This is a genomic window from Actinoplanes sp. CA-142083 (genome assembly GCF_050942195.1).
Taxonomy (GTDB): domain Bacteria; phylum Actinomycetota; class Actinomycetes; order Mycobacteriales; family Micromonosporaceae; genus Actinoplanes.
This window is the reverse complement of record NZ_CP192076.1, coordinates 1,384,044-1,408,590: the sequence shown is the minus strand read 5'-3', so window position 1 is coordinate 1,408,590 and position 24,547 is coordinate 1,384,044. Positions and strand designations below refer to the sequence as shown.

The following is a 24,547-nucleotide window of genomic DNA, read 5'->3' as shown; positions in this document are numbered from 1 at the left end:
CACGAGGAAGCCTGGTGCCTCCCCTTGGGGGAGAGTCAAGCCGGAAGACTCAGCGGAGAGACCCGGCGGGGAAGCTAGCGGCCCAGCTGGTCAGCGGGAGCGGTCGCGGTAGGTCCAGGATCCGCCGCCCAGGGCTGAGGCGCCTCGGGACGGCTGCTGCTGCTCGGCCATCGGCGCGGCCGGCTGCCGCGGGATGGTGCCCGTGTGGGCGCCCTCGCGGCGGGCCGCCAGGTAGGCCGCCGCGGCGCGGTCCTCCTCGGTGGGGGCGGCCATCAGGGCGTACGCGAGGCCGAGGATGCCGAAGATGACCGTGGCGCCGATCGGGACGATCATGCTGGTTGCGGTGGCGCCGGAGAGGGTGCCCGGCGCGTCCGTGTGTACCGACATGGCGGACATGCCGGTGAAGTGCATGGCGTTGACGGCGATGCCCATCACCAGGGCCGAGATGAAGATGGCCAGCGGCTTGTGCACCGTGACCGCCAGCCAGAGCGCGACCGAGGCGGCTACCACGGCGATGCCGATCGACATGCCGACCCGGGTGACCGAGTACGAGATCTCGCCGTTGAGGTGCATCGCGGCCATGCCGGTGTAGTGCATCGCGGCTACGCCCAGGCCGGCGAGGATGCCGCCGACGACGATGCGGACGTTCTGGGCCCGCTGCCCGAACAACGCGATCGAGAGGCCGATCCCGACCGCGACGATCGCCAGGATGGCGCTGGCCGTGGTGATGCCGACGTCGTACCGGATCGGCGTGCCGGTGACGCTGAAGCCCATCATGGCGACGAAGTGCATGCTCCAGATCGCGGTGCCGCCGATCGCGACCGACGCGAGGATCAGCCACCAGACACGCTCGCCGTTCGAGCGGGCCGAGCGGAACCGGGCCGCGAGCGTGAGACCGAGGAGCGAACCCAACACGGACAGTGTGTAACTGATCGTGGGCGTGATCCACCCGTGGTCGAAGTGATGGATCTGCGCCATTGCCGTTCCTTCCCGAAGCCCCGAGTTCGCGGTGCATATTGCCTGCTTGATCGCCAACTTGTGAAGGAGTGTGACGCAGGTTGCGTCACGTTCCGGCTACAGATGTCGAAACAACGCGCGAAGCTCTCCTAGGCGGCATACCTGCTGCTCAGAACGGCATTGATCTCGATCAACCGGCAGTTCGGAGACCGCTGGCAACGCAAACGTCGGACATATCGGATGCAGCGGCACCAACTGCCGCGACTTTGTCCGGCTCGTCCGCTTTGCCGCTCGCGGCGATCGCCGCCCGATACGCGTCGCCCAGCCGGCCCGCCGCGTCGGCGAGCGGAGCGTCGGCGTCGGCGGTCCCCGCGACGATCTCGTCGACGACCCCGGCCGTCAGGAACGAGCCGGCGTCCATGGCGGCGGAGAGCCGTGCACAAGCGAGCGATCCGGGCGGGTCACCAGCCGGCGAGGAGACCGCCGGGGAGGCCGAGAGGACCACGCTCGGTGACACGCCAGCGGGTCCGCACCCGGCGAGCAGCAGGCAGGCGAGGACGAGCACAAGTCGCATATGTCCAGATTAGGTGTGCTCACGACGTACGATATGAAAAAGCGCGGTCGTCGCCGACCGCGCCCTTTCCGCCAAGCTTTACCCATTACTTGAGATAGCTGAGCTTCTTCCACTCGCCATAGCTCACGTTGAAGTCGGTCCAGCCGTTGCCCTGCTTCAGCTTCTCCTCGGTGCCGCTCACCGTGATGGGGTCGCCCATCATCGTGCGGCTGAACAGCCAGGCGCCCATCGCCTCGGAGACATTGACGCAGCCGTGCGAGACGTTCGTGTGGCCCTGCTTGCCCTCGGACCACGGCGCGGCGTGGATGAACTGGCCGCTCCAGGTGATGCGCTGGGCGAAGTCGATCGGCGTCTTGTAGCCGTTGACCGGGTCGGTGTCGGTGGTGTCGAAGACGGTGTGCTTCGCCTTCTCCATCACGATCATCGTGCCGCTCGACGACGGCGTGCTCGGCTTGCCGAGGCTGACCGGGAGCGTCTTGATGACCTTGCCGTCCTGCTTGACCGTCATCTGCTTGGTCTTGTTGGAGACCGTCATGACGAACGAGCGGCCGATCTTGACGTCGACGGTGAGGTCGGTCTTGCCGTAGTAGCCGTTGCCCAGCGGGACGCCGCCCAGCCGCACGTTGGCGAAGACCTTGGAGTTGCCCTTCCAGAACACCTTGGGCCGGTAGTGCACCTCGGTCGGGCTGATCCAGCCCCAGGAGCCCTCCTGCGCCGGCGTCGCGGTGACCGTCATGCGGCGCTCGACGTCGTCGCGGTAGCTCGCCGGGATGGCCCGGCTGAACTTGATGATCAGCGGCATGCCCACGCCGACGGTCTGCCCGTCGGCGAGGAAGCTCGTCACCCGGATGATCTTGGACGGCTTGGCCATCGTGGTGAACGTGCTCGAGGTCGAGCCGCCCTTGCCCTCCGACGCCGTGCCGTTGACGGTCACCGTGTACTTGGTGCCGTAGTCGAGCGCCTTCTCGGCCCGCCAGACCTTGTCGTCCTTGTCGAGGGTGCCCTTGACCTCTTCGCCCTTGGCGTCGGTCACGGTGACGGAGGTGTTCTCCGGGTCCTCGCTGGTGTACTTGACCTCGGTGATCGCGGTCACGTTGGTCGCGTCGGCGGCCGGCGAGACGACCGCGACGGTGCTCAGCGTCGGCGACGGGGACGGCGAGGCGCCATCGGTGCCGGAGCCACCGTCAGCCGCCTGGGTCTGGTCGGCGCCGCCCTGCCAGGTCGGCGACTTGTCGCCGTGACCGCAGCCAGAGCTGAGCAGGACGGTGCCTGCGATCAGCCCGACCGCGGCAATCCGCCACGGCCGGCGAACTCGACTGATGTTCATGGTCCCCTCACGGCGTCGTTCGTCCCCGGCGCCCAATCTTGCTCTATGAAAGCCGGGAGACCAATCCCGGATTCGTGCCGCGGCGCAGCCGTCACACCGGTCAAAGGGGCAAGTTGCCCGATTCGGGCACGCGTGCCGGGGGGCCTCCGCGTTTCCCTACCCATCAGACGCAACGGGACCGCTCCTTCGTTGCTTTTTCACTTCAAAGATTCGGGTACGGGGAGAGCACTGCCCTTGACGAACTCGGTCCAACTCACGTTCCACGGCGTCCAGCCGTCCCCGTAATCGGCCTTGACGCCGGTGCCCTTCACCGTCACCGGGTCGCCGATCAGCGTCTTGTCGAACAGCCACCGCGCATTCGACGGGGAGACGTTGACACAGCCGTGCGAGACGTTGGTGTGGCCCTGCGAGCCCACCGACCAGGGCGCCGAGTGGATGTACTGGCCGCTCCAGGTGATCCGCTGGGCGAACTCGATCTCGGTGCGGTAACCGGAGGCGCCGTCGGTGTCGGTGGTGTCGAACACGGTCTCCGGCAGCTTGTCCATCACCACGAGGGTGCCGCTCACCGAGGGCTTGCTCGGCCGGCCCAGGCTCACCGGCGCGGTCCTGACCACCTTGCCGCCCTGGGTGACCGTCATCTTCTTGGTCTTGTTGTCGACGGTCATCTGGAAGTCGCGGCCGATCTTGGCGGTCGCCCCGCGGTCCCGGTCGCCGTAGCGGCCACCGCCGGTCGGCACCCCGCCCACCGCGATGCGCACGGTCAGCGTCGTGCCCGGCTGCCAGTACTCTTTGCCGCGGTAGTACGCCTGGGTGCCGCTGGACGTCCACGACCACACACCCGGCTGGGCCGGCGAGGTCTGCACGAACATGCGCTTCTCCACCGCGGCGCGGTCGGCCTTCTTGATACCCGGGTTGAACTCGACGACGACCGGCATGGCCACGCCGTACGTGTGGTCGTCGAACAGGTAGAGGCCGGTGCCGGTCTTGCGGGCCGGCGTGCTCATCGTGGTGAAGCTGGTGGTGACGGTCTTGGTGAGGCCGCTGTCGGAGGTGGCGACGACGCTCGCCGCGTACGTCTGCTTGGGCTTGAGGGTCTGGCCCGGCACCCAGCTGGAGGCGTCGTCGCGGAGCTTGCCCGAGACGGCCTTGCCCTTGCCGTCGGTGAGCGTGACCGACGTGACCTTGGCGCCCGCGACCTTGAGGCCGAGCTCGGCGCTGAGGGGCACGTCCTTCTTGCCCGCGGCGGGAGTGATGGAGAGCTCGATCGGGACGGCGGCGGCCTCGGTCGGTGGCGCGCTCACCTGGGCGCTCGCGCTGGGCGCTTCCTTGAAGGAGGCGGCGGCCGGCTTCTTGTTGTCACCACATGCGGACAGCGCGAGGGGCGCGATCACCGCCGCCACCACTGCCGTCACCAGCGAGCGCCGCATGCCGACCATCCCTTGGATCACGTTCTGAAGTTTGCGGGCACATCCTGCCCCATGGATGCAAGGTCGCGGGACCTCCCTGAGGTTGATTCACGCTGTGAAGGTCATGTGAGGTGGGTCGATTTCAAGGATCATGGGAGTGCGTGCTAACGTTTCCGTCGTTGCCGGAGAGCGCCGCTAGCTCAACTGGCAGAGCAGCGGACTCTTAATCCGCGGGTTGTAGGTTCGAGTCCTACGCGGCGCACAATACTTCACCAGGGCGTATAGCTATCCAGCTATACGCCCTTGATCGTTGGTGCAGGCGGTCGCCTACTGGTCGAGCGCAAACCTTTGGGCCAAAGTCTTCAAAGTGAAGCTATTGCGCAACTTGCAGGCGGAGTGTTGATTGGCGAACAAGCCTTTCTCACGGACAGCACTGCCCCGATCCAGCGTCTTGACCCACTCGATCGGGACGATGTACTCGGCCTGATCGGATCCACTGCCCGCGTGCCGGTACCCGGCGTCAAGGTCAAGCTCGGTCATCTTGCGTGGCTCGCCATCCACCGTGAGGACCGCGTCATCAAACGGCACGGCTTGGCCGGCGACCATGCCTACCGCCACATATCCGGTTTTCGGAAGGTAGACGAACACTCGGCCGCCGACCGGCAGCGCGCGCAGGGAGCGGCTGTACCATTCGCCGCCGCCGGCGGAGACGAAGCCATAGCGACGGGCATCGTCCCAGGATCGGATGCCGGATTCTTCGCCGAAGGTGACGTACCAGTCCTGGCCGTTCCAGGGTTCCTTGGCGCCTGAGCGTCGCGGCACGGCAGTGTCGGCCGCGTCCGTGTCCGGCAGCAGCCAGGTGCGGGCCAGGTAAGCCCGATCTCCGTCCTTGAAGTAACGAAACAGCGCAACGTTGATGGGTACCTCGTATCCGGCGAGATAGGCGATGATCCGCTCAGTTGCCGGGTCGAGGTCGCTGGCGACGATAGTGAGCCGATGGGAGGTATTGATCTCCTCGGGAGGTGCTACGCCGAACCGATCGGCGAACGCTTGCTCGAAGGTCTCGCCGGGGCGATATTGGCCAAACAAGTCGAGAATGTCTTCGTGGGCGAGTGTCTGGGCCCATGAGCCGTAGTCGAGTGCCTGGGCGGTCGCCTCTCGTGGCGTCCTGTCTCGCTTGAGCTCAATGGCATGCAGGACACCGTCGCCGTCCACCGCGAGGAGATCGACGATCTTCCCATGGGACGTCGGTACCTGCCGACCGATGATCATCAACGGTTCGCCGAGAATGTCCGGGTCGTGTTCGATCAGGTCTTCGAGTGCCTTCTCCAGCGGCGCGCCGACCGGGCTGAGCCGGACCGGTTGGCTATCGACCCGCCACAGTCCCAGTTCCATCGGCATAGTCGGCTGCCTCTCCGTCGCTGTGGGGTTGGGCTGCATCATGCCGGAGGGTTCAACAGGTCGCTGGCCGCGCCCAGCCTTCCTTCATCAAGTTCTGGACATCCTCCTCCGACCAGACGAGTACTCGCGGTCCTGGACGGTTTGCCAGAGTCTGCGCGAACCGTCGGCTTGATTCAACGTTGTCACCGTCGCTGAGTTCCCCCCGTTTCGACGGAGCGGTGGTTACCTGCTTCCGGTCGGGGCAGGGGTGAGGTTATCTGGCTGAGTCTGGGCTTGCCAGGCGGTCTCGTATTCGTCGGGGCTGAGGTAGCCGAGTTCCTTCTGGATGCGGCGGGTGTTGTACCAGGCGTCGATGTAGGTGAAGATCGCGTTTTCGGCCTTGTCGCGGGTCCGCCAGCTCGTGCGATACACGAGTTCGATCTTCAGCGTGGACCAGAAGTTCTCCATCAACGCGTTGTCATAGGAGTCGCCGACAGACCCCATGGACGGCCGGATTCCGTTGTCCTGCAAGCGTTGCGAGAAGCGGAAGCTCGTATAGTTCGAGCCCCTGTCCGAGTGGTGGATCAACTGGCCGTCACGGACGGCGCGGGACCAGATGCCGTACTCGAGCGCGGCCAGGATCAGATCGGTGTCACACCGGTCCGAGGTCTTCCACCCGACGATCCGGCGGGAGAACACGTCGCGGACGGCGGCCAGCCAGAACACACCCTCACTGCACGGAATCCCGGTGGCGTCAGCGACCCAGAGCCGGTTCGGGCCGGCCGCGGTGAAGTTCCGGTTGACCAGATCCGGCGCCGGCGTGTGCCGCGGATCCTGTTTCGTGGAGCCGCCGCGCCAGCCGCGGCGCAGGAACGCCCCCTGCCAGCCCTGGCCGGCCATCAGCCGCTCGACGCGTTTGCGACCGACCCGGATACCGTCGCGGCGCAGCTGCCGATGCACCCGGTCAGCGCCGTAGGTGAAGCCGCAGGCCTCCCAGATCTCATGAATGTTGGAGATCAGGCCGAGGCCGACCAGGTCCCGGTCACACGGCTGCTCGGCCTGTTTCACCCACTGGTAGTAGGTCGACTCGGCGATCTGAAGGACCCGCAGCAGGAACGCGACCGCGAAGCGGTCACGGTGTTCGTCGACGAACCTCATGACCGTCGCCGGGTCGGGCCGAGCTCCGACGCGAAATAGCTGCTCGCAGCGCGCAGGACCTCATTCACCCGGCGCAGCTCAGCGACCTCCTCCCGCAGCCGGCGGTTCTCCTCGGCCATCTCGGTGGTGGGCCGGTCAGTGCGTTCGCCCGCGTCGGCCTCGGCCTGCCGGATCCAGTTCCTGAGCGCCTCGTGATGCACGTTCAGCTGCTCCGCCAGACGCCGGATCGTCGGCTTCGGGTCAGACTCGCGATACAGACGAACAGCACGCGCCCTCAGCTCGTCGGGGTATTTCTTCGGTGCGGCCACGGATACTTCCTCCCCATGATCAGTCGATCATGCTTGGGAGGCTCCGCCAACCCGGGGGGAACTCAATCCGGGAACACCACCTGCACCAGCGGTTGAGCGACGTGGGCGTCCGCTACGCCATCGCGACGGCTGCCCGCGACGCCGCCACCAGCGACAACGCCGGCCCTGCCGACGCCGTCTGGCGGGTCCAGGGCCTCGCCGCTGGTCCGCGTCGCCTGCCGGAGCTCACGACGCTTGTCATCGATCCCAACTACCCCAAGACGTGACACCCGCCGCCGGCACCTGGCCGGGCGGAACGACCCGATAAGGAGAGAATCATGCTCATCACGATCAACTGCCCTCGGCGTACGTGTTACACACGAGGAGGGCGATGGTTCAACGCCGTCCCGAGCAGCGGCTGACACCACACGCGCCTTCGGCCCAGTCCGGAGGCGAAGGGTGGGCCGAGGATCGCCCCCCGCCGGACAACCCGTACGCGGACACCCCCGGCCATCCCCGGGCGCACGGCACCCTGCCGATGGCCAAACTCCTGACAGATCCTGCGATCGAGGATGAGATTCAAACGCTTGCCGCCGAAGCAGCACTGCCAACATCGGACCAGGCCGCCCGTCTCGCCCGGCTGCTGCGGCTCGGCCACGGTCGCCGTCGGGAGGCCGCCTGAGCGTCTGGAGCGCCGTGGCGCACCACCGAGTGCGCCGACGGGACGCTGACCGTCTACCCGTTCGGCATACGCCGCTCGGCCCACCAATGGCAACCTGCCCCGGACGCCGAAGCCCACCAGCCATCGCTGAAACCCGGTCGGCCGGCTCTGCGCCCACCTCGCCGAACAACCATCGTCCTCAATAACAGCACGTCGGCGCCGACTGGACGCCCCGGCACGGTTACCACGGCCATGGCATCGCCGTCGCTGAACATGGCACGGCCGGGTGCGCTTGTTCGCTCGAGTCTTTCCCCGCGGCCGCATCCGGGACTTCCCCGGATGCGGCAACCGCGTTGGGCACGGGAGATTTGGGGTGTCCCTGCGGACTGTTTGACGCGACGGCCTCCGGGAAATGCCGGCCGCGAGACATCAACTCGAGGAGTAGACGTGGAAATCTCCGGGATCATCACCGCGATCGTCGTAGGGCTGATCATCGGTGCCCTCGGACGACTGGTAGTCCCCGGCAAGCAGAACATCCCGATCTGGCTGACCATCCTGATCGGCATCCTGGCCGCTCTGGTCGGCACCTTCATCGCCGCCGCCATCGGCGTCGACGACACCGGCGGCATCGACTGGATCGAACTGATCATCCAGGTCGCGCTTGCCGCACTCGGAGTCAGCCTGGTCGCCGGCATCCGCGCCCGACGCTGATTCAGAAGTTCAGACCGAGGCAGCGTCGTCCGGCGGACGCTGCCTCGGTCGGCCCGCCTCGTTGACGAACAACACGCCCGACCGCGCCGCGGACGGCCGACTTCGCTCCCGCGAAAGCCGTCGTCGGGCGATGAGGGAAGTGCCACACCGGCGACGCCGGCCTTGCTAGCCGATGCTGATCCAGGCGTCGTCGAGAAAGCCCTGGTACTGGTCGCTGTTGTCGCTGAGCCCTTTGCCGCCGAGGGTGAGCGGGGCCGGGTTGTCGATCGACAGACCGGCGGGCACCACCGCCGCGCCGCCGGCATCCGCCTTCCGCAGGCGGCCCTCGACGTCTGCCCAAAGCCGACCGTGGTTTTGCTCGGCCTCAGCGGGATGCTCATCGCGGCGGAGACCACGAAACGCAGCCGGACCACCTCGCCTGGTCAGCGAGGATCGCGTACTCACACCCGTCCGGGCGGCCAAGTAGCCGACATGCAGGCGAATTTGATCATGCCGGTGGATACCATGAGTTCTGCGACACAGGGGGGCGTGGCATGGTGCGGATATTGATCTCCGCCGACGGTTCTACGAGCGGCGACAGCTGGCGGGTCATCGGCGGCCTCGCAGTCGCTCTCATCGGCGTCCTCGCCGGGCTGGCGGGATGGCGTCGCCGACGGTCGCCTCAGCCGATGAACACCGACGGTGATGTGGTCGGCGAAGGATCCGGGAGAATCAACGCGAGGTCTTGATCGGTTAGGTGTCTCGTTTCATCGGCGCTCTCGACCCGCTGCTGCGGCTTGACATCCTGGTGCGGACGGTCGTGTTGCGGGGAGGCGGACGTTGGCGATTCCGAGCGAGTCCGGGTCGGCGTCGTCGGTCGCTTCGCCGCCGGTGACGCGGCGACCGGAGCTTGACGCGATTCGCCTGTTCGTTGTGCTCGGTTTGGTGTTCTTTCATGCCGCGCTGGTCTTCGACACGCGCGACGACTTCTACGTCAAGAACGCGCAGACCACCGAGGCGGTCACCTGGCTGGCCGGGCTCGGTGTGGTGTGGGCCATGCCGGCGCTGTTCCTGATAGCCGGTCTCGGGGCGTGGCACTCGATCCGCCACCGCGGGGCCGGCCGCTTCGCCGTCGAACGGCTGTCGCGGCTCGGCGTGCCGCTGGTCGTCGCGACGCTGACGATCCTCCCTCTGCCGCAATGGCTGCGCCTGAAGGCGGCCGATCCCGGCTATCAGGAGTCCTACCCTCGGTTCCTCCTGCGCTTCTTCGACGTCCACTTGGGATTGTCCGACTTCCCGTTCGTAGTGCAAGGTGAGCACTTCGAAAGCGGGCACCTGTGGTTTGTCGTACTGCTGCTGGCGTTCTCGCTGATGCTGGCGCCGCTGGTGGCATGGCTGCCGGCCGCCCGGGCCGCACGAGTCCGCGACTCGCTGGCCGGGGCCGCCGCGCGGCGCGGCGCCGTGTTGGTTCCCGCGATCGGTGTTGCGGTGATCGGCGCCGTCCTCGGTATGGAGGAGCCGTTCGCCGGTTGGAGCCGCTGGGCGTACCTGATGTTCTTCCTGTGCGGATTCGTGCTGGCCTCCGACGACCGGTTCCGGGCGGCGATGCGTCGCGACGCCGTCGCGGCGGCGATCCTGGGTGTGTTGCTTTTCTGCGGTGCGGGCCTGGCCTTGAGCACAGCCGGCGGAGACCCATTCGCCGACATGACCGTTCACGCGGTCGCTGCGCGTGGGCTGTTCGGGCTGGCCGGCTGGTGCTGGCTGGTGGCGATCCTCGGCCTGCTCGACCGGACCCCGGGCGGAGCCTCGACGATCGGCCCACGGCGTCAACGAGGGCGGCGGGCGTACGCGTATCTCGGCGCCGCCGCGCTGCCGTTGTACATCCTGCACCAGCCGATCGTGGTGGCGGTCGCCTACGTGGTGGTGGGCTGGCACCTGCCGATGCCGATCAAGTACATCGCGATCGTCGCGGCCTCGTTCACGGTCATGTTCGCCGTCTACGACATCGGTGTGCGACGCACCCGGGTAACCCGCCTGCTGTTCGGTATGCGCGGCTGAGCGAGTCGGAAGCAGGGACCGCGGCGGGGATGTGTCCTGTCCGACTGAGATGCCACATCCGGGGAATCCGTCACGCAGGGCCTGAGACGATGGGGGTCGGGGAAATCTCGGGGAGAGGCGGAGATGGCGAGCGAAGGCAGCACCAAGGCCGTGGTGACGGCGCTGAGCGCGAACCTGGCGATCGGGGTGTCGAAGTTCGTCGCCGCCGCGATCACCGGGTCGGCGTCGATGCTGGCCGAGGGTGTGCACTCGGTGGCCGACTCAGCTAATCAGGTGCTGCTGCTGATCGGCGGCCGGCGGGCGAAGCGCCCGGCCTCGGCCCTGCACCCGTTCGGCTACGCCCGGGAACGGTATGTGTACGCCTTCCTGGTCGCGATCATCCTGTTCAGCCTCGGTGGCCTGTACGCCGTCTACGAGGGCTACCACAAGATCATCGATCCGCATCCGCTGGAATCGCCGCTCGTCGCGGTCATCGTGCTGGTGATCGCGGCTGGGCTGGAGGGCTACGCGCTGCGCACCGCGGTCGGCGAGGCGAACCGCACCCGCGGCAAGCGCGACTGGCTCGCCTTCATCCGCCGCACCCGCAACCCGGAACTGCCGGTCATCCTGCTCGAGGACAGCGGCGCCCTGATCGGCCTGCTGTTCGCGCTGCTCGGCGTCGGCCTGAGCGTGCTAACCGGCAACGGGATCTTCGACGGCATCGCCACCCTGTGCATCGGCCTGCTGCTGGTCACGGTCGCGGTGCTGCTGGCCACCGAGACCAAGAGCCTGATCATCGGCGAGTCGGCCGTGCCCGAGCAACTGGCCGCGATCGAACACGCCCTGCTGGCCTCACCCGGCGTCGACCGGGTGATCCACCTGCGCACCATGCACCTGGGCCCGGACGAGCTGCTGCTGGCCGCGAAGATCGGGGTCGACCCGCAGGACGAGGGACGCGACATCGCCGCCACGATCGACGACGCCGAGGCCCGGGTCCGCACCGCGGTCCCGTCCGCGAAAGTGATCTACCTGGAGCCGGACATCTACCGCCCGGTTTCCTGAGCGCGGCTCGGCGCTCTCAGTACAGATAGACGTCGACGAGGAACGCGGCCAGACCGGCGAGGGTGGCCGTCATGGCAAGGCGGCGGCCGGGCCCGGCCGCCAGGGGGCCGAAGCCGAGGAGCAGCGCGGTCGCGGCGATGGCGAAAACGCCGCTGCCGGTGTCCTGCCAGGAGGCGGGCAGGACGGCGATGGGGGCGTCGGTGAAGAACTGGGTGCCGTGGGCGGCGCGCAGGATCGCGTTCCAGGCGAGCGGGCCAAGCAGGGCGCCCGCGGCCGCGGTGGCGATGACGGCCGCCCGGCGAGGCGGAACGGCCGCGACGAGAACGGCAGCCAGCAGCGCGGACAGCGCCGCGCCGTACAGCATGGTGCCCCAGCTGAGCATGGCGTCCTCCCCCACCCCGTTGCCCACGTTACTGTAACCGTGGTTACAGTACCCTGGTTGAGGGAGGCGGGCGATGGAGTCCGACCGGAGGCCAGGTCAATGGGTGTTGCTTGCCTACCGTCTGCCGCGTGAGCCATCCCGGCCGCGTATCGCGGTGTGGCGCAGGCTAGAACGCCTCGGCGTCGCCCGCCTCGGCGACGGCCTGGTCGCGCTACCCGCCGACGCGCGCACCCGGGAACAGATCGACTGGATCGCCGACGAGGTGCTCGAGGGCGGCGGCACCGCAACTGTCTGGTTGTCGGTGCCTTCCACGCTCGCGCAGGAGCGTGACATCGCCTCGGGGATGCGCGCCGCCCGCGCCGCCGAGTACCGGCAGGTGATCACCGAAGCCGCCGCCACCGCGACTGGGGAGGCGGAACGGGCCCGAGCGGTGCGCCGGCTGCGCGGCGAATTGCGCCGCATCTCCCGCCGCGACTACTTCCCCCCGCTCGAACGCGACACCGCACGTGCCGCTGTGCAAGCTCTCGCCGATGGCCACCTCACCGACATGACGCAAGCTGGGGAGCCGACATGAGGTGGGCCACCCGCGCTGGTGTGCACATCGACCGGGCCCCCTGCGCCTGGCTGATCCGCCGCCATCTCGACCCGCGCGCGGAGTTCGTGTTCGTCACCAAACCCGCCGATGTGCCCGCCGACGCCACCCCGTTCGACATGCGCGGCGTCGGGCTGGGCCACCACGGTGACGACTGCACCTTCGAAACCATCCTGCGCCGCTACGAACTGATCGACCCGGTGCTGTGGAAGATCGCCGAGATCGTCCACGAGGCCGACCTGGACGACGAACGCTACGACGCCCCCGAGGCGCGGGGGTTCGATGTGATTCTGCGAGGCCTGTCCATGATCTGCGACGACGAGCGGATCCTCGACCTCACTGGGCCGATCTTCGACGGCCTGTACGAGTACCACCGCCGTGGCCTGCTGCTCGACCGCCCACCCGCCTGAACTGCGAGCCGGACCTACGCGAGTCCTCCTTCGGGGCGGTCCCAGCTTCGCCCGATAGGGTTTCGGCTCCGGACTCGAGGGGAGTGGTTCCGCTGTGGGCGGCTACGGGTGGCAGCTCGTACTGGTCGTTGTCCTGGTCCTGCTGAACGCCGTGTTCGCCGGCAGCGAGCTCGCGCTGATCTCGCTGCGCGACAGCCAGCTCCAGCGCCTCGAGCGCCGCTCGCGCACCGGTGCGACCCTGGCGAAGCTCGCGCGCGACCCCAACCGGTTCCTCGCCACGATCCAGATCGGCATCACGCTGGCCGGCTTTCTGGCGTCTGCCGCGGCCGCCGTCTCGCTCGCGCAGCCGCTGGTCGCGCCGCTGAGCTTCCTCGGCGGCGCCGCCGAGCCGGCCGCGATCGTGCTGGTCACCATCGTGCTGACCTTCTTCACCCTGGTCGTGGGCGAGCTGGCGCCCAAGCGCATCGCGCTGCAGCGCGCCGAGGGCTGGGCAATGCTGGTGGCCCGCCCACTCGACATGCTGGCGACGCTGTCGCGCCCCGTGGTCTGGCTGCTCGGCAAATCCACCGACCTTCTCGTACGCGTAGCCGGGGTTGACCCGAACGCCGGGCGCGAGGAGGTCTCGGCCGAGGAGATTCGCGATCTGGTCACCCAGCAGCGGGAGTTCACGGCCGAGCAGCGCACCATAATCAGCGGCGCTTTCGAGATCGCCGACCGCGTGCTGCGCGAGATCCTGGTTCCGCGCCGCGACGTGCTGACCGTGCCGGCCGACCTGCCCGCCCGCGAGGCCCTGTCCCGCCTGGTCGCCGGCGGCCACTCCCGCGCGCCGGTGACCGGGCCGCTGGGCCTCGACGACGTGCTCGGTGTGACCCACCTGCGTGACCTGATCGACGCCGAAGGCCCGGTCCGCGACCACATGTTCGAGGCGCTGTTCCTCCCCGAGAGCCTGAAAGTGGCCGATGCGATGCTGCAGCTGCGCGGCCGTCGGCAGCAGCTCGCCCTGGTCGTCGACGAGCGCGGCTCGATCGACGGCATCGTGACCATGGAAGACCTGGTGGAGGAGGTGGTCGGTGAGATCTACGACGAGACCGACCGCGACGTCCAGTCGGTGATCCGCGAGCCGGACGGCGCGATGCTGTTGCCCGGGCTCTTCCCCATTCACGACCTGCCGGACATCGGCTTCGACATCGAGCGCCTGGACGACAGCGACTACACGACGGTCGCCGGGCTGGTGCTGGCCCAGCTGGGCCATATCCCCACCGCGCCCGGCGAGATCGTCACGTTGGATGGTCATACCGCCGAGGTCACCGAGATCACCGGCCGGGCTATCACCCAGATCCGTCTGCGCCGCCTGGAGGAGACGCCCGCCGAGGGGTCAGGGGTCCGGCGGTCGTGAGTCGTCGTCCCCGGGTAAGCGGCGGACCTCGATCAGCCGCAGACCCATGCCGTGCATCCGTGCGATCAGGCCGAACAACGCGGACTGGTCGGGCAGCTCACCGTAGAGCACGGTCTCGGGCGGCTCCACCGAGATCGTCAAGTCCGACAGCTCGGCCAGCAGCTCGCCCGGGATCGTCCCGGACACCCGTACCTGATAGTTGGTCGAGGTCATGACCATCCTCTCCAGGGCATCCCCGACCAGGTCCCGCGCGTGCGCACGCCGAGGCCGGCCGCGTTTGACTGGAACCTCAACACTTGACCCGCCCGCGGCCTGCGTCGTCACCCCAGACGAATGACCGCCACGATTCCGCGATGCGCTGCAGCCTGACCTTCTAGCCTCGGGATATGCGGGCACCACACGCCATCGCCGCTACCTTGACTGCCGCGGCGGCGCTCGGTGCGGCGGCTCCGGCCCAGGCGCACGGGGTGCGGGCGAAGGGTGACGAGAGCGTCCTCGACTTCCTTGGCCTGGGCTTCACCCACATGCTCACCGGCTGGGACCACCTGCTGTTCATCGCCGCGGTCGTCCTTCTCGCCTGGCACCCGCGCCGCGCCGCGGGTCTGCTCTCGTTGTTCGCTCTCGGCCACAGCGCAACGCTGATCGCCGCCACCCTGGCCGGGTGGCGGCTGTCGCCCGCGCTGGTCGACCTGATCATCGCGGTCAGCGTCGGTTTCGTCGGGGTGGTCGGCGTCAAGGGCCGCCCGCGCAGCTTCCGATGGTTCGGCGCGGCGGTGCTGGCCTTCGGGCTGGTACACGGGCTCGGCCTGGCCACCCGGTTCCAGGCGCTGTCCATCCCGCCGGGTGGCCTGCTGAGCCGGCTGCTGGCGTTCAACCTCGGCGTCGAACTAGGCCAGATCCTGTGTCTCTACCTCCTGTACCTGTTCGGCGAGGTGCTGGTCTCGACGCGGCGATGGCCGAGCATCGAGCCCAAACTGTTCACTGCCCTCTACCTCGTGTCCTTCGTTCTGATGCTCGCCGCCGGACGGTGAATCACAGCAGGCCCCGTAGCACGGCGGCGAAGCCCTCCGGGTCGGCCAGATGCAGGAAGGCCGCGTCCGGCACCCCCGGACTGCTTCGCGGCGGGCCGGCCATCGCCGGTTCGTTGCGGCGGGTGGGTGGTTGCGCGGCCCAGCTCTCGTACGCGCGAAGCAGCGCTGGGTCGCGGCTGGGCTCGGCGTAGCAGCGGTAGATGTCGGGTATCTGGTCGAGGCCGTCGGTGACGGCCATTTCCTCGATTCGGCGGGCGTCGGGTGACGGCTCGTCCAGCATGACGACTTCGTGCGTGGCGTAGGCGTCGGCGAACACGGCCGCGAGCAGCGCTGAGGCGCCGTGCCCGACCAGCAGCGGCGCGCGGCGCAGGCCGAGATTGTCGACCAGGCCGGCCAGATCACGGGCGACGCGCTCGAGGCGATAGTCGTCGCGCGGCGGGCTCTGCCCGTGGCCGGGGAGGTCGGGCGCGACGATGGTGCAGCCGGCCGAGGCGAGCTCGGCGGCGACCGGCCACCACATCGTGCGGTCGAACAGCAGGCCATGCAGCAGCACGACGGGGCGGCCGAACTCGCCCCAGCGGTCGTAGACGAGCATGTTTCTCGGGCTTCCGGTTGCATGTGTGGTGCGGCGGGGTGGTTGCGGGCGCATGGGGCATCGTCTTTCCTGCGCGGGAGGACAGGGACAGACGCGCCGGTCCTGCCGCGGGTGCGGGAGACGGGCGCGGGTAGAGCTGCCGGGACAGGCCGGCTGCTATACCCGCAGGACGCCCAGTGCGGAGAGATCGTTACTGGCGTGAGACGGCAGGACGGGCGTCCGGCCCACGGCCAAGGCCTGGGCAGCCGGGCGCACCGGGAGGAAGCCGAGCAGCGTGGTGGTGGCTGCCGGTCGTACGCGTTTGCCGAGGGTCGGCACCCACTCGTTGCCGTGCTCGTGCTCGTGCGCGGCCGGCTGCGCCGAGGCGCCGCCGGATTCGACGTCGACCGCGGCGCTTGCGACGGCGTGGGTGTGCGCGTCGCGCTCGTGATGGGGGCTGCCGGCGGAAACCAGCATGCTCGCGCCCAGCGCCAGCAGCAGCATGAACGCTGCCGCGAGCGCGGAGATCCGGTGGTCACGCACAGCGCGCCAGGCGCGCGGGTGGCCGGTCCGGGTCATGCCGCAAGCGTACGTGCTCAGGGCCTGGTCGCGGCAAGCCGCTCGCGATGCGCACAACCTGATGCGCAGCCTCTGATTCTGGCTGCCTCGCAAGGGCCGCCCCGGCGCGGTCAGCGCGCCGGGACCGGCTGCCGTGAGTCGAGCCAGTCGGCCACGAAGTGCCGCAATGCGTCCTCGTCGAATGCGGTGCAGGTCAGCCTGCGCTCCCCGGCGCTCGCGACGATGACCGCCGGCTGCGAAGCCGGCTCCGCAGTGACCCGGTCGGCGCCGGCGTCATCGATCCAGGCCCGCAGCCGTTGCAGCTCGGCGCGGCCGAGGGTGGGCTGATAGCGGACGACGACGAGGCCCTGGGCGAGCTCCGGCCCGGCGTCGGAGGCGGGGTGGTCGTAGACGGTGCACACGGTGCTGCGGCCTGGGGCGAACGGGAGCTCGCCGGTGGCGGTGAGCGGCACCATGATGGCTGCGGCCAGCCCGCCGGCGACCAGAATCGCAGCCGCGACGCGCGGCAGCGGCCGCCACGAGATCCGGTCCCGCACGGCCATGCCGATGAGGAAGACGACTGTGACCGCGGCAAGCTGGCCGAGCTCGACGCCGAGGTTGAAGGCGAGGACTCGGGGGATCAGGCCGTCCTCCGGCAGGCCGAGCGCCTGCAAGCGGGTGGCCAGGCCGAGCCCGTGCGCCAAGCCGAATGCGAACACCAGCGCCGCGAACCAGGTCCAATCGCGCGGCCGCCCGACGATCGCGATCGCGCCGACCACCACCACGCTGAGCGCGATCATCACGTCCACGAGCTCCGGATCGACGTGCCAACCGGAGACGCTGGCGGTGAACAGGGTGGCGCTGTGCCCGAGCGCGAACAGCGACAGCATGGCCGCGGCGCGCCGGAGACGGCCGGCGAGCAGGACCACACCGCCGATGAACAGCAGATGGTCCCAGCCGCGGAGCATGTGCGTGAAGCCGAGCCACACGAAGCCGGGCACGGTGTCCGCGGCCGCGTCGAGGCCGTGCGCGAGCAGCACCCGTCGTCCTTCCTGTCGGTCGCCGGGAACTCTACGGGCTCGTGGGTCGACCAACCTCGAAACACCGGATGGGAGGACGACATCGTGAGCGTGCGCAGAATCATGGCGCCGGCGGCGGTGGTGGCGGGCGTTCTTGCCGCGGCAGGTCTGGCCACACCGGCGTTCGCGGATGCCGCCCTGCGCGAGACGACACCGAGGGACGGGGCGACGGTGGCCGAGGCACCCGGTGAAGTGCGCTTCACGTTCAACGAGGATTTGCAGGAGCGGTTCACCACGGTGAAAGTGACCCGGCCCGGCGGCACCGCGGTCGTGGTCGACAAGGCGGTTACCGATGGGCCGACAGTGACCCAGCCGCTGCCCGGCACGCTTGAGCCCGGCCAGTACACCGTCGCGTTCCGGATCGTTTCGGCCGACGGACACCCGGTCTCTGGAAAGACCACCTTCCGGGTCCAGGTGCCGCCGGCCTCGCCGAGCGCCACAGCCCAGCCCAGCGAGCCGGCGCCGGCCACCACCGCCACCTCGGCGGCCGCGATCCCGGCCGAGGACGACGGCGGCGCCGGCGTCTGGCTGTGGGTGATCGGCGGCGTGATTCTGGCCGCCGTCGTGGGAGTGCTCGTGGCGGGACGCCGCCGTCGGCCATCGAACAGCGTCTAGAGTCGTGCGCCTGATGAGCGAAGCACCAGTAATCACCCGTCGCACGCTCGGCGGCGTCGGTGCGGCCGCCGCGGCCGCCGCTGCAGCGGCGGCGGCGTGGTCACTGTCCGCCGGCGGCGGGGTCTCCAGGATCACCGCCGGATTCGGCGACGGCGGCGCGGTCGTGGCCTGGGGCCTGCCCGCGGCGCGTTTGGTGGCCGAGCTGGCCGCCGTGCTCACTCTCGGACTTCTCGTGGGTGGCGTGCTGTTCAGCCCGCAGGGCGACGGCGGCGCGCTCTCGGCGGCGGCCGCCCGGTTTGCCAGGCTCGCCGCGATCGCCGGCCTGGGGTGGGCGGTGGCGAGCGCCACCCAGATCGTGTTCGTGGCCGCCGACCTGAGCGGCCGGTCGCTGGCTGCGGTGGACGCCGAGCTGGTGGGCAACACCGCGTTGTTCGTGCCGCAAGGCCGGGCGCAGCTGATCGCCGCCGCGTCCGGGTTGATCGTCTTCGGTTGCTGCTGGCTCGCGACACGGCCGGCCCTACTTGTGGCCGCGCTGCCGGTCACGGTCGCGGGGATCGTTCCGGTGGCGTTCGCTGGGCACGCCGCCTCCTCGCTCGACCACAACACCGCGACGATCAGCCTGGCCGGGCACATTCTCTTCGCCGCACTGTGGGTCGGCGGCCTGGTTGCGCTGTTGCTGCTCGCCCGCTGGGATCGGGAGGCGTTGCCGGTCGCCGCCGGCCGCTTCAGCCGGCTGGCGCTGGCCTGCTGCGTGGCGGTCGCCGGGTCCGGGCTGCTCAACCTGTGGCTGCGGGTCGGCTCGCTCGACCGGCTCACCGGCACCGGCTACGAGGTCTTGATCCAGGCGAAGCTGTTCGCGCTGGCCGGGCTCGGCACGTTCGGCTGGTGGCACCGCAAGACCACCCTGCCAGCTCTGCGCGACACCGGTGACCGGTCCGGGTTCCTCAGGTTCGCGGTCGCCGAGGTCATTCTGATGGCGGCCACGGTCGGCGTCGCCGTCGGGCTCGGCCGGGCGCAGGCGCCGGGCCGGCTGGACATCACAGGGCTCACCCGTGCCGATGTGCTGCTCGGCTTCCCGATGCCCGACGCGCCCACCGCGGCCGCGTTCCTGCTCGACTGGCGACCTGATCTGTTCTTCACCACCGTCTGTCTCGCCGCGGCCGGGTGCTATCTGCTCGGCGTACGGGAAATGCGGCGCAAGAAAATCGCCTGGCCGCACCATCGCACCGCTTGTTGGCTCGGCGGCCTGCTGCTGGTGTTGGTCGCCACCGGCAGCGGCCTGGCGCGGTACGCGCCGGTCCTGTTCAGCGCGCACATGGTGGCGCACATGCTCACCGCCATGCTCGCTCCGATCCTGCTCGTGCTCGGCGCCCCGATCACTCTCGCCCTGCGCGCGCTGCCGGCCGGCGGTGACTCGCGCTTTCCCGGCCCGCGCGCCTGGCTCACCGCCGCCATGCATTCGCGGGTCACTCGTGTGTTGACGCATCCGATCGTGGCCGCCGTCCTGTGGATCGGCGGCCTGTACGTCATGTACTTCTCCGGCGCCTACGAGTACGCGCTACGCAACCACCCCGCCCACCTGGCGATGTACGCGCATTTCATCTTCTCCGGTTACCTGTTCTTCGCCATCCTCATCGGCCCTGACCCACTGCCGCGCCGGCTGAACTACCCCGTCCGCATGGTCTTGCTGCTCGGCGCGCTGGTGTTCCACGCGTTCTTCGGCGTCGCCCTGATGAACACCGGCACGGTCATCGCCGCTGACTGGTTCGCCGAGATCGCCCGGCCGTGGGGGCCCGATCCGCTCATCGACCAGCGCACCGGCGGCGGCATCGCCTGGGCGATCGGCGAGGCCCCGGCCGTCCTGGTGGCGATCATCCTGTTCCGCCAGTGGGTCCGCGACGACGAACGCGAACAGCGGCGCCTCGACCGAGCCGCCGACCGCGACGGCGACGCCGCCCTCGCGGCCTACAACGCGTGGCTCCAGCAGCAACCACGACGCTGACCGCTGAGGCTGGTGGCCGCACCCCGGAGACCCTGCGCGCCGTCGTCAACCGTATTGCGCAAGACGGCACGTACTCGCCACGGTGCTGTCTACGAAGCGGTGCCTCGGGCGCCGGACAGCCGGTCCGTCTGAATAGGCGGGGGCGCCGACAGACTTTGGTCCCGTGACGACACCGGCCGCCGCTGTTCGACGTCGACTTTTCGCGCCGTTCGCCGTAGGACTTCTGCTGCTGTCCGGTGCGTGCACGGACTCACCGGCCGCGCCGGACGGTTACGTCCGAGTCGACCAGCTCGGCTATGCATTCGGCGAGGCGAAGATCGCGGTACTGCTCGCGCCGCGCGACGCCGCCGGTGCCCGCGCCACCGTCGTCGGGCCGGACGGCAAGAAGGTGCTGTCCACGACCGTCGGCGCGAGCCGGGGTGCCTGGAACACGAATTTCCGGGACGTGCGGCCGGTCGACCTGACCGCGCTCGCCAAGCCGGGAACCTATCGGCTGCGGATCGACGGACCGGTCCGCGCGGAGTCGCCGCCCTTCCACATCGGCGACGCGGACGAGCTGTTCGGGCCCCTCGCACGGGACTCGGTCGAATACTTCCAGGCACACCGCGACGGCGCCAACCAGGTGAGCACCCTCTGGCGGCGGCAGCCCTCGCACCTCGCCGACCGGGCGGCGACCGTCTACGAGACGCCGGCGTTCGACAACCGCGGCCGGCTGAGCCGCGACCTGGCCGCCGCGGATGGACCGGTCGACGTCGAGGGCGGCTGGTTCGACGCCGGCGACTTCCTGAAATTCACCCACACCACCGCGTACGCCCTCATCGCGATGCTGATCGCGCAGCGCGACGGCATGGCCGTCGACGGTCTCGCCGCGGAAACCCGGCACGGCCTGGATTGGCTCGCCAAGATGTGGGACCCGGACAGCGGCACGCTGCACACCCAGGTCGGCATCGGCAGCGGCGGACAGAACATCCTCGGCGATCACGACACCTGGCGGCTCCCGGAGACCGACGACCGGCTAGCGGTTGAGCCCGGCGATCAGCGCTACTACCAGCGGTACCGGCCCGTGTTCCGGGCGGCCGCGCCCGGCGAGCCGCTCAGCCCCAACCTCGCCGGCCGGGTCGCCGCCGCGTTCGCCCTCGCCGCCCAGGTCGAGGCCGCCGGCGACCCGGACCGGGCACAGGAGCATCTCGACACCGCGGCTCAGATTCTCGACCTCGCCCGCACCGACGACCCCGGCGAGCTCGTCACGGCCGAGCCGCGTTCGTTCTACCCGGAGGACAGCTGGACCGACGACATCGCCCTTGGCGCCACTGAGCTCGCCCGAGCCGGGGACCTGCTGCGGGACACCCGCGCAGACGGCTGGCTGCGAACGGCCGCCCGATGGGCCAAGACCAACGTCGAACGCGGCGGCGACGCGAGCCTGAGCGTGTACGACGTCAGCGCGCTGGCCGACGCGGAACTGGCCCGCACGCTCGTCACCACCAGGGTCACCGGCACCGCGATCGACGCCGCCACGCTGCGACGCGACATGCAACGCCGACTCGACGCCGGCGTCATCGCGGCCTCCCGGAACGCGATGCGGGCCGCCGCCGGGAACGGAGGTTACGACTACGCGGCCCGGCAACTCGGCTTCACCGCCGTCGCCGAGCTGTATGAGCACACCTTCGCCGACGGCCGGTACGCCGGCTTCGCCACCGCCCAGCGGGGTGTCGTGCTCGGCGTCAACGGCTGGGGCACCTCGATGGTGGTCGGCGTGGGAACCACATACCCGCGTTGCCCGCACGACCAGATCGCCACCCTGACCGCCGGCCCGGCCACCCCGCTCGGCATGCTCGGCGCCGTGGTCAACGGCCCGAACAGCGCCGACCGCGTCCACGAACTACTAGCCGACCCACAATCCAGCCCCTGCGCGACCGACGAGTTCGCGCGGTTCGACCGCGACGATGTCCACTACGTCGACGACATGCGGGTGTCGGCCAACAACGAGCCCTCGATCGACTTCACCGCCACCGGGCTGCTCGCCTTCGCGCTGATGGCGAAACAACATTGATCTTCGCCCACGGGGTCGACGCGACCGGCCAGGAGAGCTTGCTCGCCTTTGTCGAGCTCGGCCTCACCCACATGCTCACCGGCTGGGACCATCTGCTGTTCATCGCCGGTGTCGTCCTGCTGGCCTGGCACCCACGCCGGGCCGCCGGCCTGCTGTCGTTGTTCGCGCTCGGGCACTCCACCACCCTGATCACCGCCACCCTCGCCGGCTGGCGGCTCGACGCCGGCCTGGTCGACATCGTCATCGCCGACAGCGTCGCCTTCGTCGGCGTCGCCGGGCTGCTCGGACGACCCGCCCGATTCCGCTGGTTCGGCGCCGCGGTGCTCGCCTTCGGCCTGGTCCACGGCCTCGGCCTGGCCACCCGCTTCCAAGCGCTGCCGATCCCGGCCGGTGGCAGCATCCCCCGGCTGCTCGCTTTCAACGTCGGTGTCGAGCTCGGGCAGGTCCTGGCCCTCTACCTGCTCTACGTCCTCGGTGAGCTCGCCGTCCGAGCATCGTCCTGGCCGCGCGCCGAGCGGGCCATCTTCGCCGGGTTGACCGCCGTCGGCCTCGCCACCGGTATCGGCCTGGCCCTGCCGTAATCCCGGGAACTCCCGCCCGCCCGGCGACGACCAATGGGACGTACCAGTCGCCTGGGAAAGGACCACCGATGCCACCGATCGCGCGCCGCGCCGCCGTCGTCGCCGCAGCCGTGACCGCCTGCCTGCTGGCCGCCCCCGACGCGGCGCACGCCCACGGCATCGGCGGCACCAGCGAAACCTGGTACGGCTTCATCTGGCTCGGCGTCAAACACATGCTGCTCGGCTGGGACCATCTGCTGTTCGTCGGCGGCGTCGCGCTGATCGCCGCCGATCGCCGCCGCGCCGCCCAGATGATCAGCCTGTTCGCGCTCGGCCACAGCATCACCCTGTTCACTGCCACCGTCGCCGGCTGGCACGTCAATCCGGTGCTCGTCGACGTCGTGGTCGCCCTCAGCCTGGTCTTCGTCGGCGTCATCGGCGTGCTCGGCCGGCCCGTGCGGTGGCGCTGGTTCGGCGCGGCCGTGTTCGGTTTCGGCCTCATCCACGGCGTGGGCCTGGCCACCCGCCTGCAAGACCTCGGCCTGCCCTCCGACGGGGTCATTCCCCGCGTGCTCGCCTTCAACCTCGGCGTCGAGATCGGCCAGCTCACCGCCCTGCTCGTCATGGTGCTGCTCGTCGCGGCGGTCGTCCGCTATCTGCCCGGCAAGCTCCAGCCTCGCGTCGCGCTCGCCGCACTGGCCGTCGTGGGTGTCGCCGCCGCCGGCCTGCTCACCGTCACCGCTATAACCGAACCGGCGCCCGCCGCGGAAGCAGTCGGCCAAAACTGCCAGGTCCAGAAACGTACCGACACCTACCCGGCCGGCGGCGGCCACCCCGCCAAGGACTTCTTCGAACCCGCCGAACAGCCTCCGGCCAAGTCCTTCGGCCACGTCGTCGGTGACGGCTACGTCATCGTGCACTACGCCCCCAACCTGCCCGCCGAGCAGCTCGACCAGCTCCGCGCGTTCGTCACCGACCCGGCCTCCGGCCGGGTCGTCGGTGGTCCCGCTGCCGGCCAGACCCAGCCCGTCAAGGCCGTGCACGCCTTCCAGACGCAACTAGCCTGCACGAGCTTCGACCTGGCCGCGCTGCGCCAGTTCGCGGCGGACTGGTTCGCCGACCCGCGCTCGAAGCCGGCCGAGTAGCGCGGGAACTGAAACGAGGCACGAACCGACTACCGGAATGACAGCTTCAGCCCGGAAGTCACCAGAAAGAGAATAATGCGAACTCTCTCCCGTCAGACGCTCGTTGCCCTGGCCGCGGCATTCGCCGTCGGCAGCCTCGCCGCGTGCGGTGCGGACACCTCTGAGGCCACTACCGCCCCGCCTGCGTCGTCCGCCCCCGCCGCCACGCTCACGGTCAAGGACCCATGGGTCAAGGCCGTCGACTCCGACATGACCGCGGCGTTCGGCACGCTGGTCAACAACACCGGCAAGGAGATCACCGTGGTCGGCGCGTCGTCGCCGGCCTCGCCGATGGAGTTGCACGAGATGGCGATGGACGGCGGCAAGATGGTGATGCGGCCGAAGGAGGGCGGCTTTGTCATCCCGGCCAACGGCACCCACGAGCTGTCGCCAGGCGGCGACCACCTCATGCTCATGAAGCCGTCCGCGCCGATCAAACCGGGTGACCAGCTTCAGTTCACGCTCATCCTGGGCGACGGCGCCACGGTGGCGTTCAACGCCGTCGCGAAGCCGTTCGCGGGCGCCGGTGAGAGCTACGCGCCGAGCGCGGCGCCGTCGATGGCGGGCATGTGACG

At 69.5% G+C, this 24,547-nt stretch carries 28 protein-coding genes and 1 tRNA gene; 16 read left to right on the top strand and 13 right to left on the bottom strand.

All coding sequences use genetic code 11. The annotated features are described in order from the left end of the window. Nucleotides 1–90 precede the first annotated feature (90 nt). From ACQPZX_RS06745 to ACQPZX_RS06730, 4 genes are all read right to left on the bottom strand, one after another. On the bottom strand, nucleotides 91–978 hold the full coding sequence (locus ACQPZX_RS06745; protein WP_433375857.1) for an MHYT domain-containing protein: 888 nt from the start codon (nucleotides 976–978) through the stop codon (nucleotides 91–93). Between the two features lie 169 nt (nucleotides 979–1,147). Then, entirely contained in the window at nucleotides 1,148–1,531 is a 384-nt protein-coding gene (locus ACQPZX_RS06740; RefSeq protein WP_433375854.1) for a hypothetical protein, read from the bottom strand. An 85-nt stretch (nucleotides 1,532–1,616) separates the two neighbouring features. Continuing rightward, on the bottom strand, nucleotides 1,617–2,858 hold the full coding sequence (locus ACQPZX_RS06735) for an Ig-like domain-containing protein (protein ID WP_433375851.1): 1,242 nt from the start codon (nucleotides 2,856–2,858) through the stop codon (nucleotides 1,617–1,619). A gap of 197 nt (nucleotides 2,859–3,055) precedes the next feature. Then, nucleotides 3,056–4,294 (bottom strand): Ig-like domain-containing protein, encoded by a 1,239-nt coding sequence (locus tag ACQPZX_RS06730; RefSeq protein WP_433385061.1) that lies wholly within the window; start codon nucleotides 4,292–4,294, stop codon nucleotides 3,056–3,058. Between the two features lie 159 nt (nucleotides 4,295–4,453). Here ACQPZX_RS06730 and ACQPZX_RS06725 point away from each other — a divergent pair. Continuing rightward, nucleotides 4,454–4,526 (top strand) — tRNA-Lys (locus tag ACQPZX_RS06725). Between the two features lie 65 nt (nucleotides 4,527–4,591). On the opposite strand, the gene ACQPZX_RS06720 is transcribed toward ACQPZX_RS06725, so the two are convergent. The 3 genes from ACQPZX_RS06720 to ACQPZX_RS06710 form a co-directional block, all read right to left on the bottom strand. Then, the gene (locus ACQPZX_RS06720) at nucleotides 4,592–5,665 is read right to left on the bottom strand and encodes a hypothetical protein (protein WP_433375848.1); all 1,074 of its coding nucleotides are present in this window, start codon (nucleotides 5,663–5,665) and stop codon (nucleotides 4,592–4,594) included. Nucleotides 5,666–5,887: 222 nt separating this feature from the next. After that, entirely contained in the window at nucleotides 5,888–6,802 is a 915-nt protein-coding gene (locus ACQPZX_RS06715; protein ID WP_433375845.1) for an IS3 family transposase, read from the bottom strand. After that, nucleotides 6,799–7,110 (bottom strand): transposase, encoded by a 312-nt coding sequence (locus ACQPZX_RS06710; protein ID WP_433375842.1) that lies wholly within the window; start codon nucleotides 7,108–7,110, stop codon nucleotides 6,799–6,801. Before ACQPZX_RS06710 ends, ACQPZX_RS06715 begins: the two co-directional genes overlap by 4 nt. Nucleotides 7,111–7,211: 101 nt before the next feature. On the opposite strand from ACQPZX_RS06710, the gene ACQPZX_RS06705 reads away from it, so the two are divergent. The 3 genes from ACQPZX_RS06705 to ACQPZX_RS06695 all read left to right on the top strand — a co-directional run bounded on the left by ACQPZX_RS06705 (nucleotide 7,212) and on the right by ACQPZX_RS06695 (nucleotide 8,461). Further along, nucleotides 7,212–7,376 carry a hypothetical protein gene (locus ACQPZX_RS06705; RefSeq protein ID WP_433375839.1) on the top strand — a complete coding sequence of 55 codons (165 nt, stop codon included), beginning with the start codon at nucleotides 7,212–7,214 and terminating at the stop codon, nucleotides 7,374–7,376. 251 nt (nucleotides 7,377–7,627) lie between these two features. Next, nucleotides 7,628–7,771 carry a hypothetical protein gene (locus ACQPZX_RS06700; protein WP_433375836.1) on the top strand — a complete coding sequence of 48 codons (144 nt, stop codon included), beginning with the start codon at nucleotides 7,628–7,630 and terminating at the stop codon, nucleotides 7,769–7,771. Between the two features lie 426 nt (nucleotides 7,772–8,197). Further along, on the top strand, nucleotides 8,198–8,461 hold the full coding sequence (locus tag ACQPZX_RS06695; RefSeq protein ID WP_433375833.1) for a GlsB/YeaQ/YmgE family stress response membrane protein: 264 nt from the start codon (nucleotides 8,198–8,200) through the stop codon (nucleotides 8,459–8,461). A 165-nt stretch (nucleotides 8,462–8,626) separates the two neighbouring features. Here ACQPZX_RS06695 and ACQPZX_RS06690 read toward each other — a convergent pair whose 3' ends face one another. Next, nucleotides 8,627–8,749 carry a hypothetical protein gene (locus ACQPZX_RS06690; protein ID WP_433375830.1) on the bottom strand — a complete coding sequence of 41 codons (123 nt, stop codon included), beginning with the start codon at nucleotides 8,747–8,749 and terminating at the stop codon, nucleotides 8,627–8,629. A gap of 636 nt (nucleotides 8,750–9,385) precedes the next feature. On the opposite strand from ACQPZX_RS06690, the gene ACQPZX_RS06685 reads away from it, so the two are divergent. Next, entirely contained in the window at nucleotides 9,386–10,498 is a 1,113-nt protein-coding gene (locus ACQPZX_RS06685; protein WP_433375827.1) for an acyltransferase family protein, read from the top strand. A gap of 123 nt (nucleotides 10,499–10,621) precedes the next feature. Continuing rightward, nucleotides 10,622–11,539, top strand: coding sequence for a cation diffusion facilitator family transporter (locus tag ACQPZX_RS06680; RefSeq protein WP_433375824.1), 918 nt, complete (start codon nucleotides 10,622–10,624; stop codon nucleotides 11,537–11,539). 16 nt (nucleotides 11,540–11,555) lie between these two features. On the opposite strand, the gene ACQPZX_RS06675 is transcribed toward ACQPZX_RS06680, so the two are convergent. Next, a complete protein-coding gene (locus ACQPZX_RS06675; RefSeq protein ID WP_433375821.1) occupies nucleotides 11,556–11,948 on the bottom strand; it encodes a hypothetical protein in 393 nt (130 codons plus the stop codon). A gap of 46 nt (nucleotides 11,949–11,994) precedes the next feature. On the opposite strand from ACQPZX_RS06675, the gene ACQPZX_RS06670 reads away from it, so the two are divergent. The 3 genes from ACQPZX_RS06670 to ACQPZX_RS06660 all read left to right on the top strand — a co-directional run bounded on the left by ACQPZX_RS06670 (nucleotide 11,995) and on the right by ACQPZX_RS06660 (nucleotide 14,319). Continuing rightward, on the top strand, nucleotides 11,995–12,495 hold the full coding sequence (locus ACQPZX_RS06670) for a Chromate resistance protein ChrB (protein WP_433375818.1): 501 nt from the start codon (nucleotides 11,995–11,997) through the stop codon (nucleotides 12,493–12,495). Further along, nucleotides 12,492–12,923, top strand: coding sequence for a chromate resistance protein ChrB domain-containing protein (locus tag ACQPZX_RS06665; protein ID WP_433375815.1), 432 nt, complete (start codon nucleotides 12,492–12,494; stop codon nucleotides 12,921–12,923). The genes ACQPZX_RS06670 and ACQPZX_RS06665 overlap by 4 nt, the downstream gene beginning before the upstream one ends. Nucleotides 12,924–13,017: 94 nt before the next feature. Further along, nucleotides 13,018–14,319: a hemolysin family protein gene (locus tag ACQPZX_RS06660; protein WP_433375812.1), complete on the top strand. Its 1,302-nt coding sequence runs from the start codon at nucleotides 13,018–13,020 to the stop codon at nucleotides 14,317–14,319. On the opposite strand, the gene ACQPZX_RS06655 is transcribed toward ACQPZX_RS06660, so the two are convergent. Then, on the bottom strand, nucleotides 14,299–14,532 hold the full coding sequence (locus ACQPZX_RS06655; RefSeq protein WP_433375809.1) for a hypothetical protein: 234 nt from the start codon (nucleotides 14,530–14,532) through the stop codon (nucleotides 14,299–14,301). The two genes, ACQPZX_RS06660 and ACQPZX_RS06655, sit on opposite strands and share 21 nt — an antisense overlap. Nucleotides 14,533–14,705: 173 nt before the next feature. Here ACQPZX_RS06655 and ACQPZX_RS06650 point away from each other — a divergent pair, with 173 nt between their 5' ends. Beyond that, entirely contained in the window at nucleotides 14,706–15,350 is a 645-nt protein-coding gene (locus ACQPZX_RS06650; protein ID WP_433375806.1) for a HupE/UreJ family protein, read from the top strand. Between the two features lies 1 nt (nucleotide 15,351). Here ACQPZX_RS06650 and ACQPZX_RS06645 read toward each other — a convergent pair whose 3' ends face one another. The 3 genes from ACQPZX_RS06645 to ACQPZX_RS06635 all read right to left on the bottom strand — a co-directional run bounded on the left by ACQPZX_RS06645 (nucleotide 15,352) and on the right by ACQPZX_RS06635 (nucleotide 17,522). Continuing rightward, complete coding sequence (locus ACQPZX_RS06645; protein ID WP_433375803.1) at nucleotides 15,352–15,945, bottom strand: alpha/beta fold hydrolase; 594 nt, start codon at nucleotides 15,943–15,945, stop codon at nucleotides 15,352–15,354. A gap of 156 nt (nucleotides 15,946–16,101) precedes the next feature. Beyond that, nucleotides 16,102–16,503, bottom strand: a complete 402-nt coding sequence (locus tag ACQPZX_RS06640) for a hypothetical protein (RefSeq protein WP_433375800.1) — start codon at nucleotides 16,501–16,503, stop codon at nucleotides 16,102–16,104. Nucleotides 16,504–16,613: 110 nt separating this feature from the next. Next, nucleotides 16,614–17,522, bottom strand: a complete 909-nt coding sequence (locus ACQPZX_RS06635) for a HupE/UreJ family protein (RefSeq protein ID WP_433375797.1) — start codon at nucleotides 17,520–17,522, stop codon at nucleotides 16,614–16,616. Nucleotides 17,523–17,606: 84 nt separating this feature from the next. Between ACQPZX_RS06635 and ACQPZX_RS06630 the strand changes: the two genes are divergently transcribed. The 6 genes from ACQPZX_RS06630 (at nucleotide 17,607) to ACQPZX_RS06605 (ending at nucleotide 24,545) form a co-directional block, all read left to right on the top strand. Continuing rightward, a complete protein-coding gene (locus ACQPZX_RS06630) occupies nucleotides 17,607–18,176 on the top strand; it encodes a copper resistance CopC family protein (RefSeq protein WP_433375795.1) in 570 nt (189 codons plus the stop codon). 13 nt (nucleotides 18,177–18,189) lie between these two features. Further along, nucleotides 18,190–20,178, top strand: coding sequence for a cytochrome c oxidase assembly protein (locus tag ACQPZX_RS06625; RefSeq protein WP_433375792.1), 1,989 nt, complete (start codon nucleotides 18,190–18,192; stop codon nucleotides 20,176–20,178). 163 nt (nucleotides 20,179–20,341) lie between these two features. Then, nucleotides 20,342–22,228: a glycoside hydrolase family 9 protein gene (locus ACQPZX_RS06620; protein ID WP_433375789.1), complete on the top strand. Its 1,887-nt coding sequence runs from the start codon at nucleotides 20,342–20,344 to the stop codon at nucleotides 22,226–22,228. Continuing rightward, entirely contained in the window at nucleotides 22,225–22,809 is a 585-nt protein-coding gene (locus ACQPZX_RS06615; protein WP_433375786.1) for a HupE/UreJ family protein, read from the top strand. The genes ACQPZX_RS06620 and ACQPZX_RS06615 overlap by 4 nt, the downstream gene beginning before the upstream one ends. Before the next feature lie 68 nt (nucleotides 22,810–22,877). Then, on the top strand, nucleotides 22,878–23,933 hold the full coding sequence (locus tag ACQPZX_RS06610; RefSeq protein WP_433375783.1) for a HupE/UreJ family protein: 1,056 nt from the start codon (nucleotides 22,878–22,880) through the stop codon (nucleotides 23,931–23,933). 75 nt (nucleotides 23,934–24,008) lie between these two features. Beyond that, a complete protein-coding gene (locus ACQPZX_RS06605; RefSeq protein WP_433375780.1) occupies nucleotides 24,009–24,545 on the top strand; it encodes a copper chaperone PCu(A)C in 537 nt (178 codons plus the stop codon). Nucleotides 24,546–24,547 lie beyond the last annotated feature (2 nt).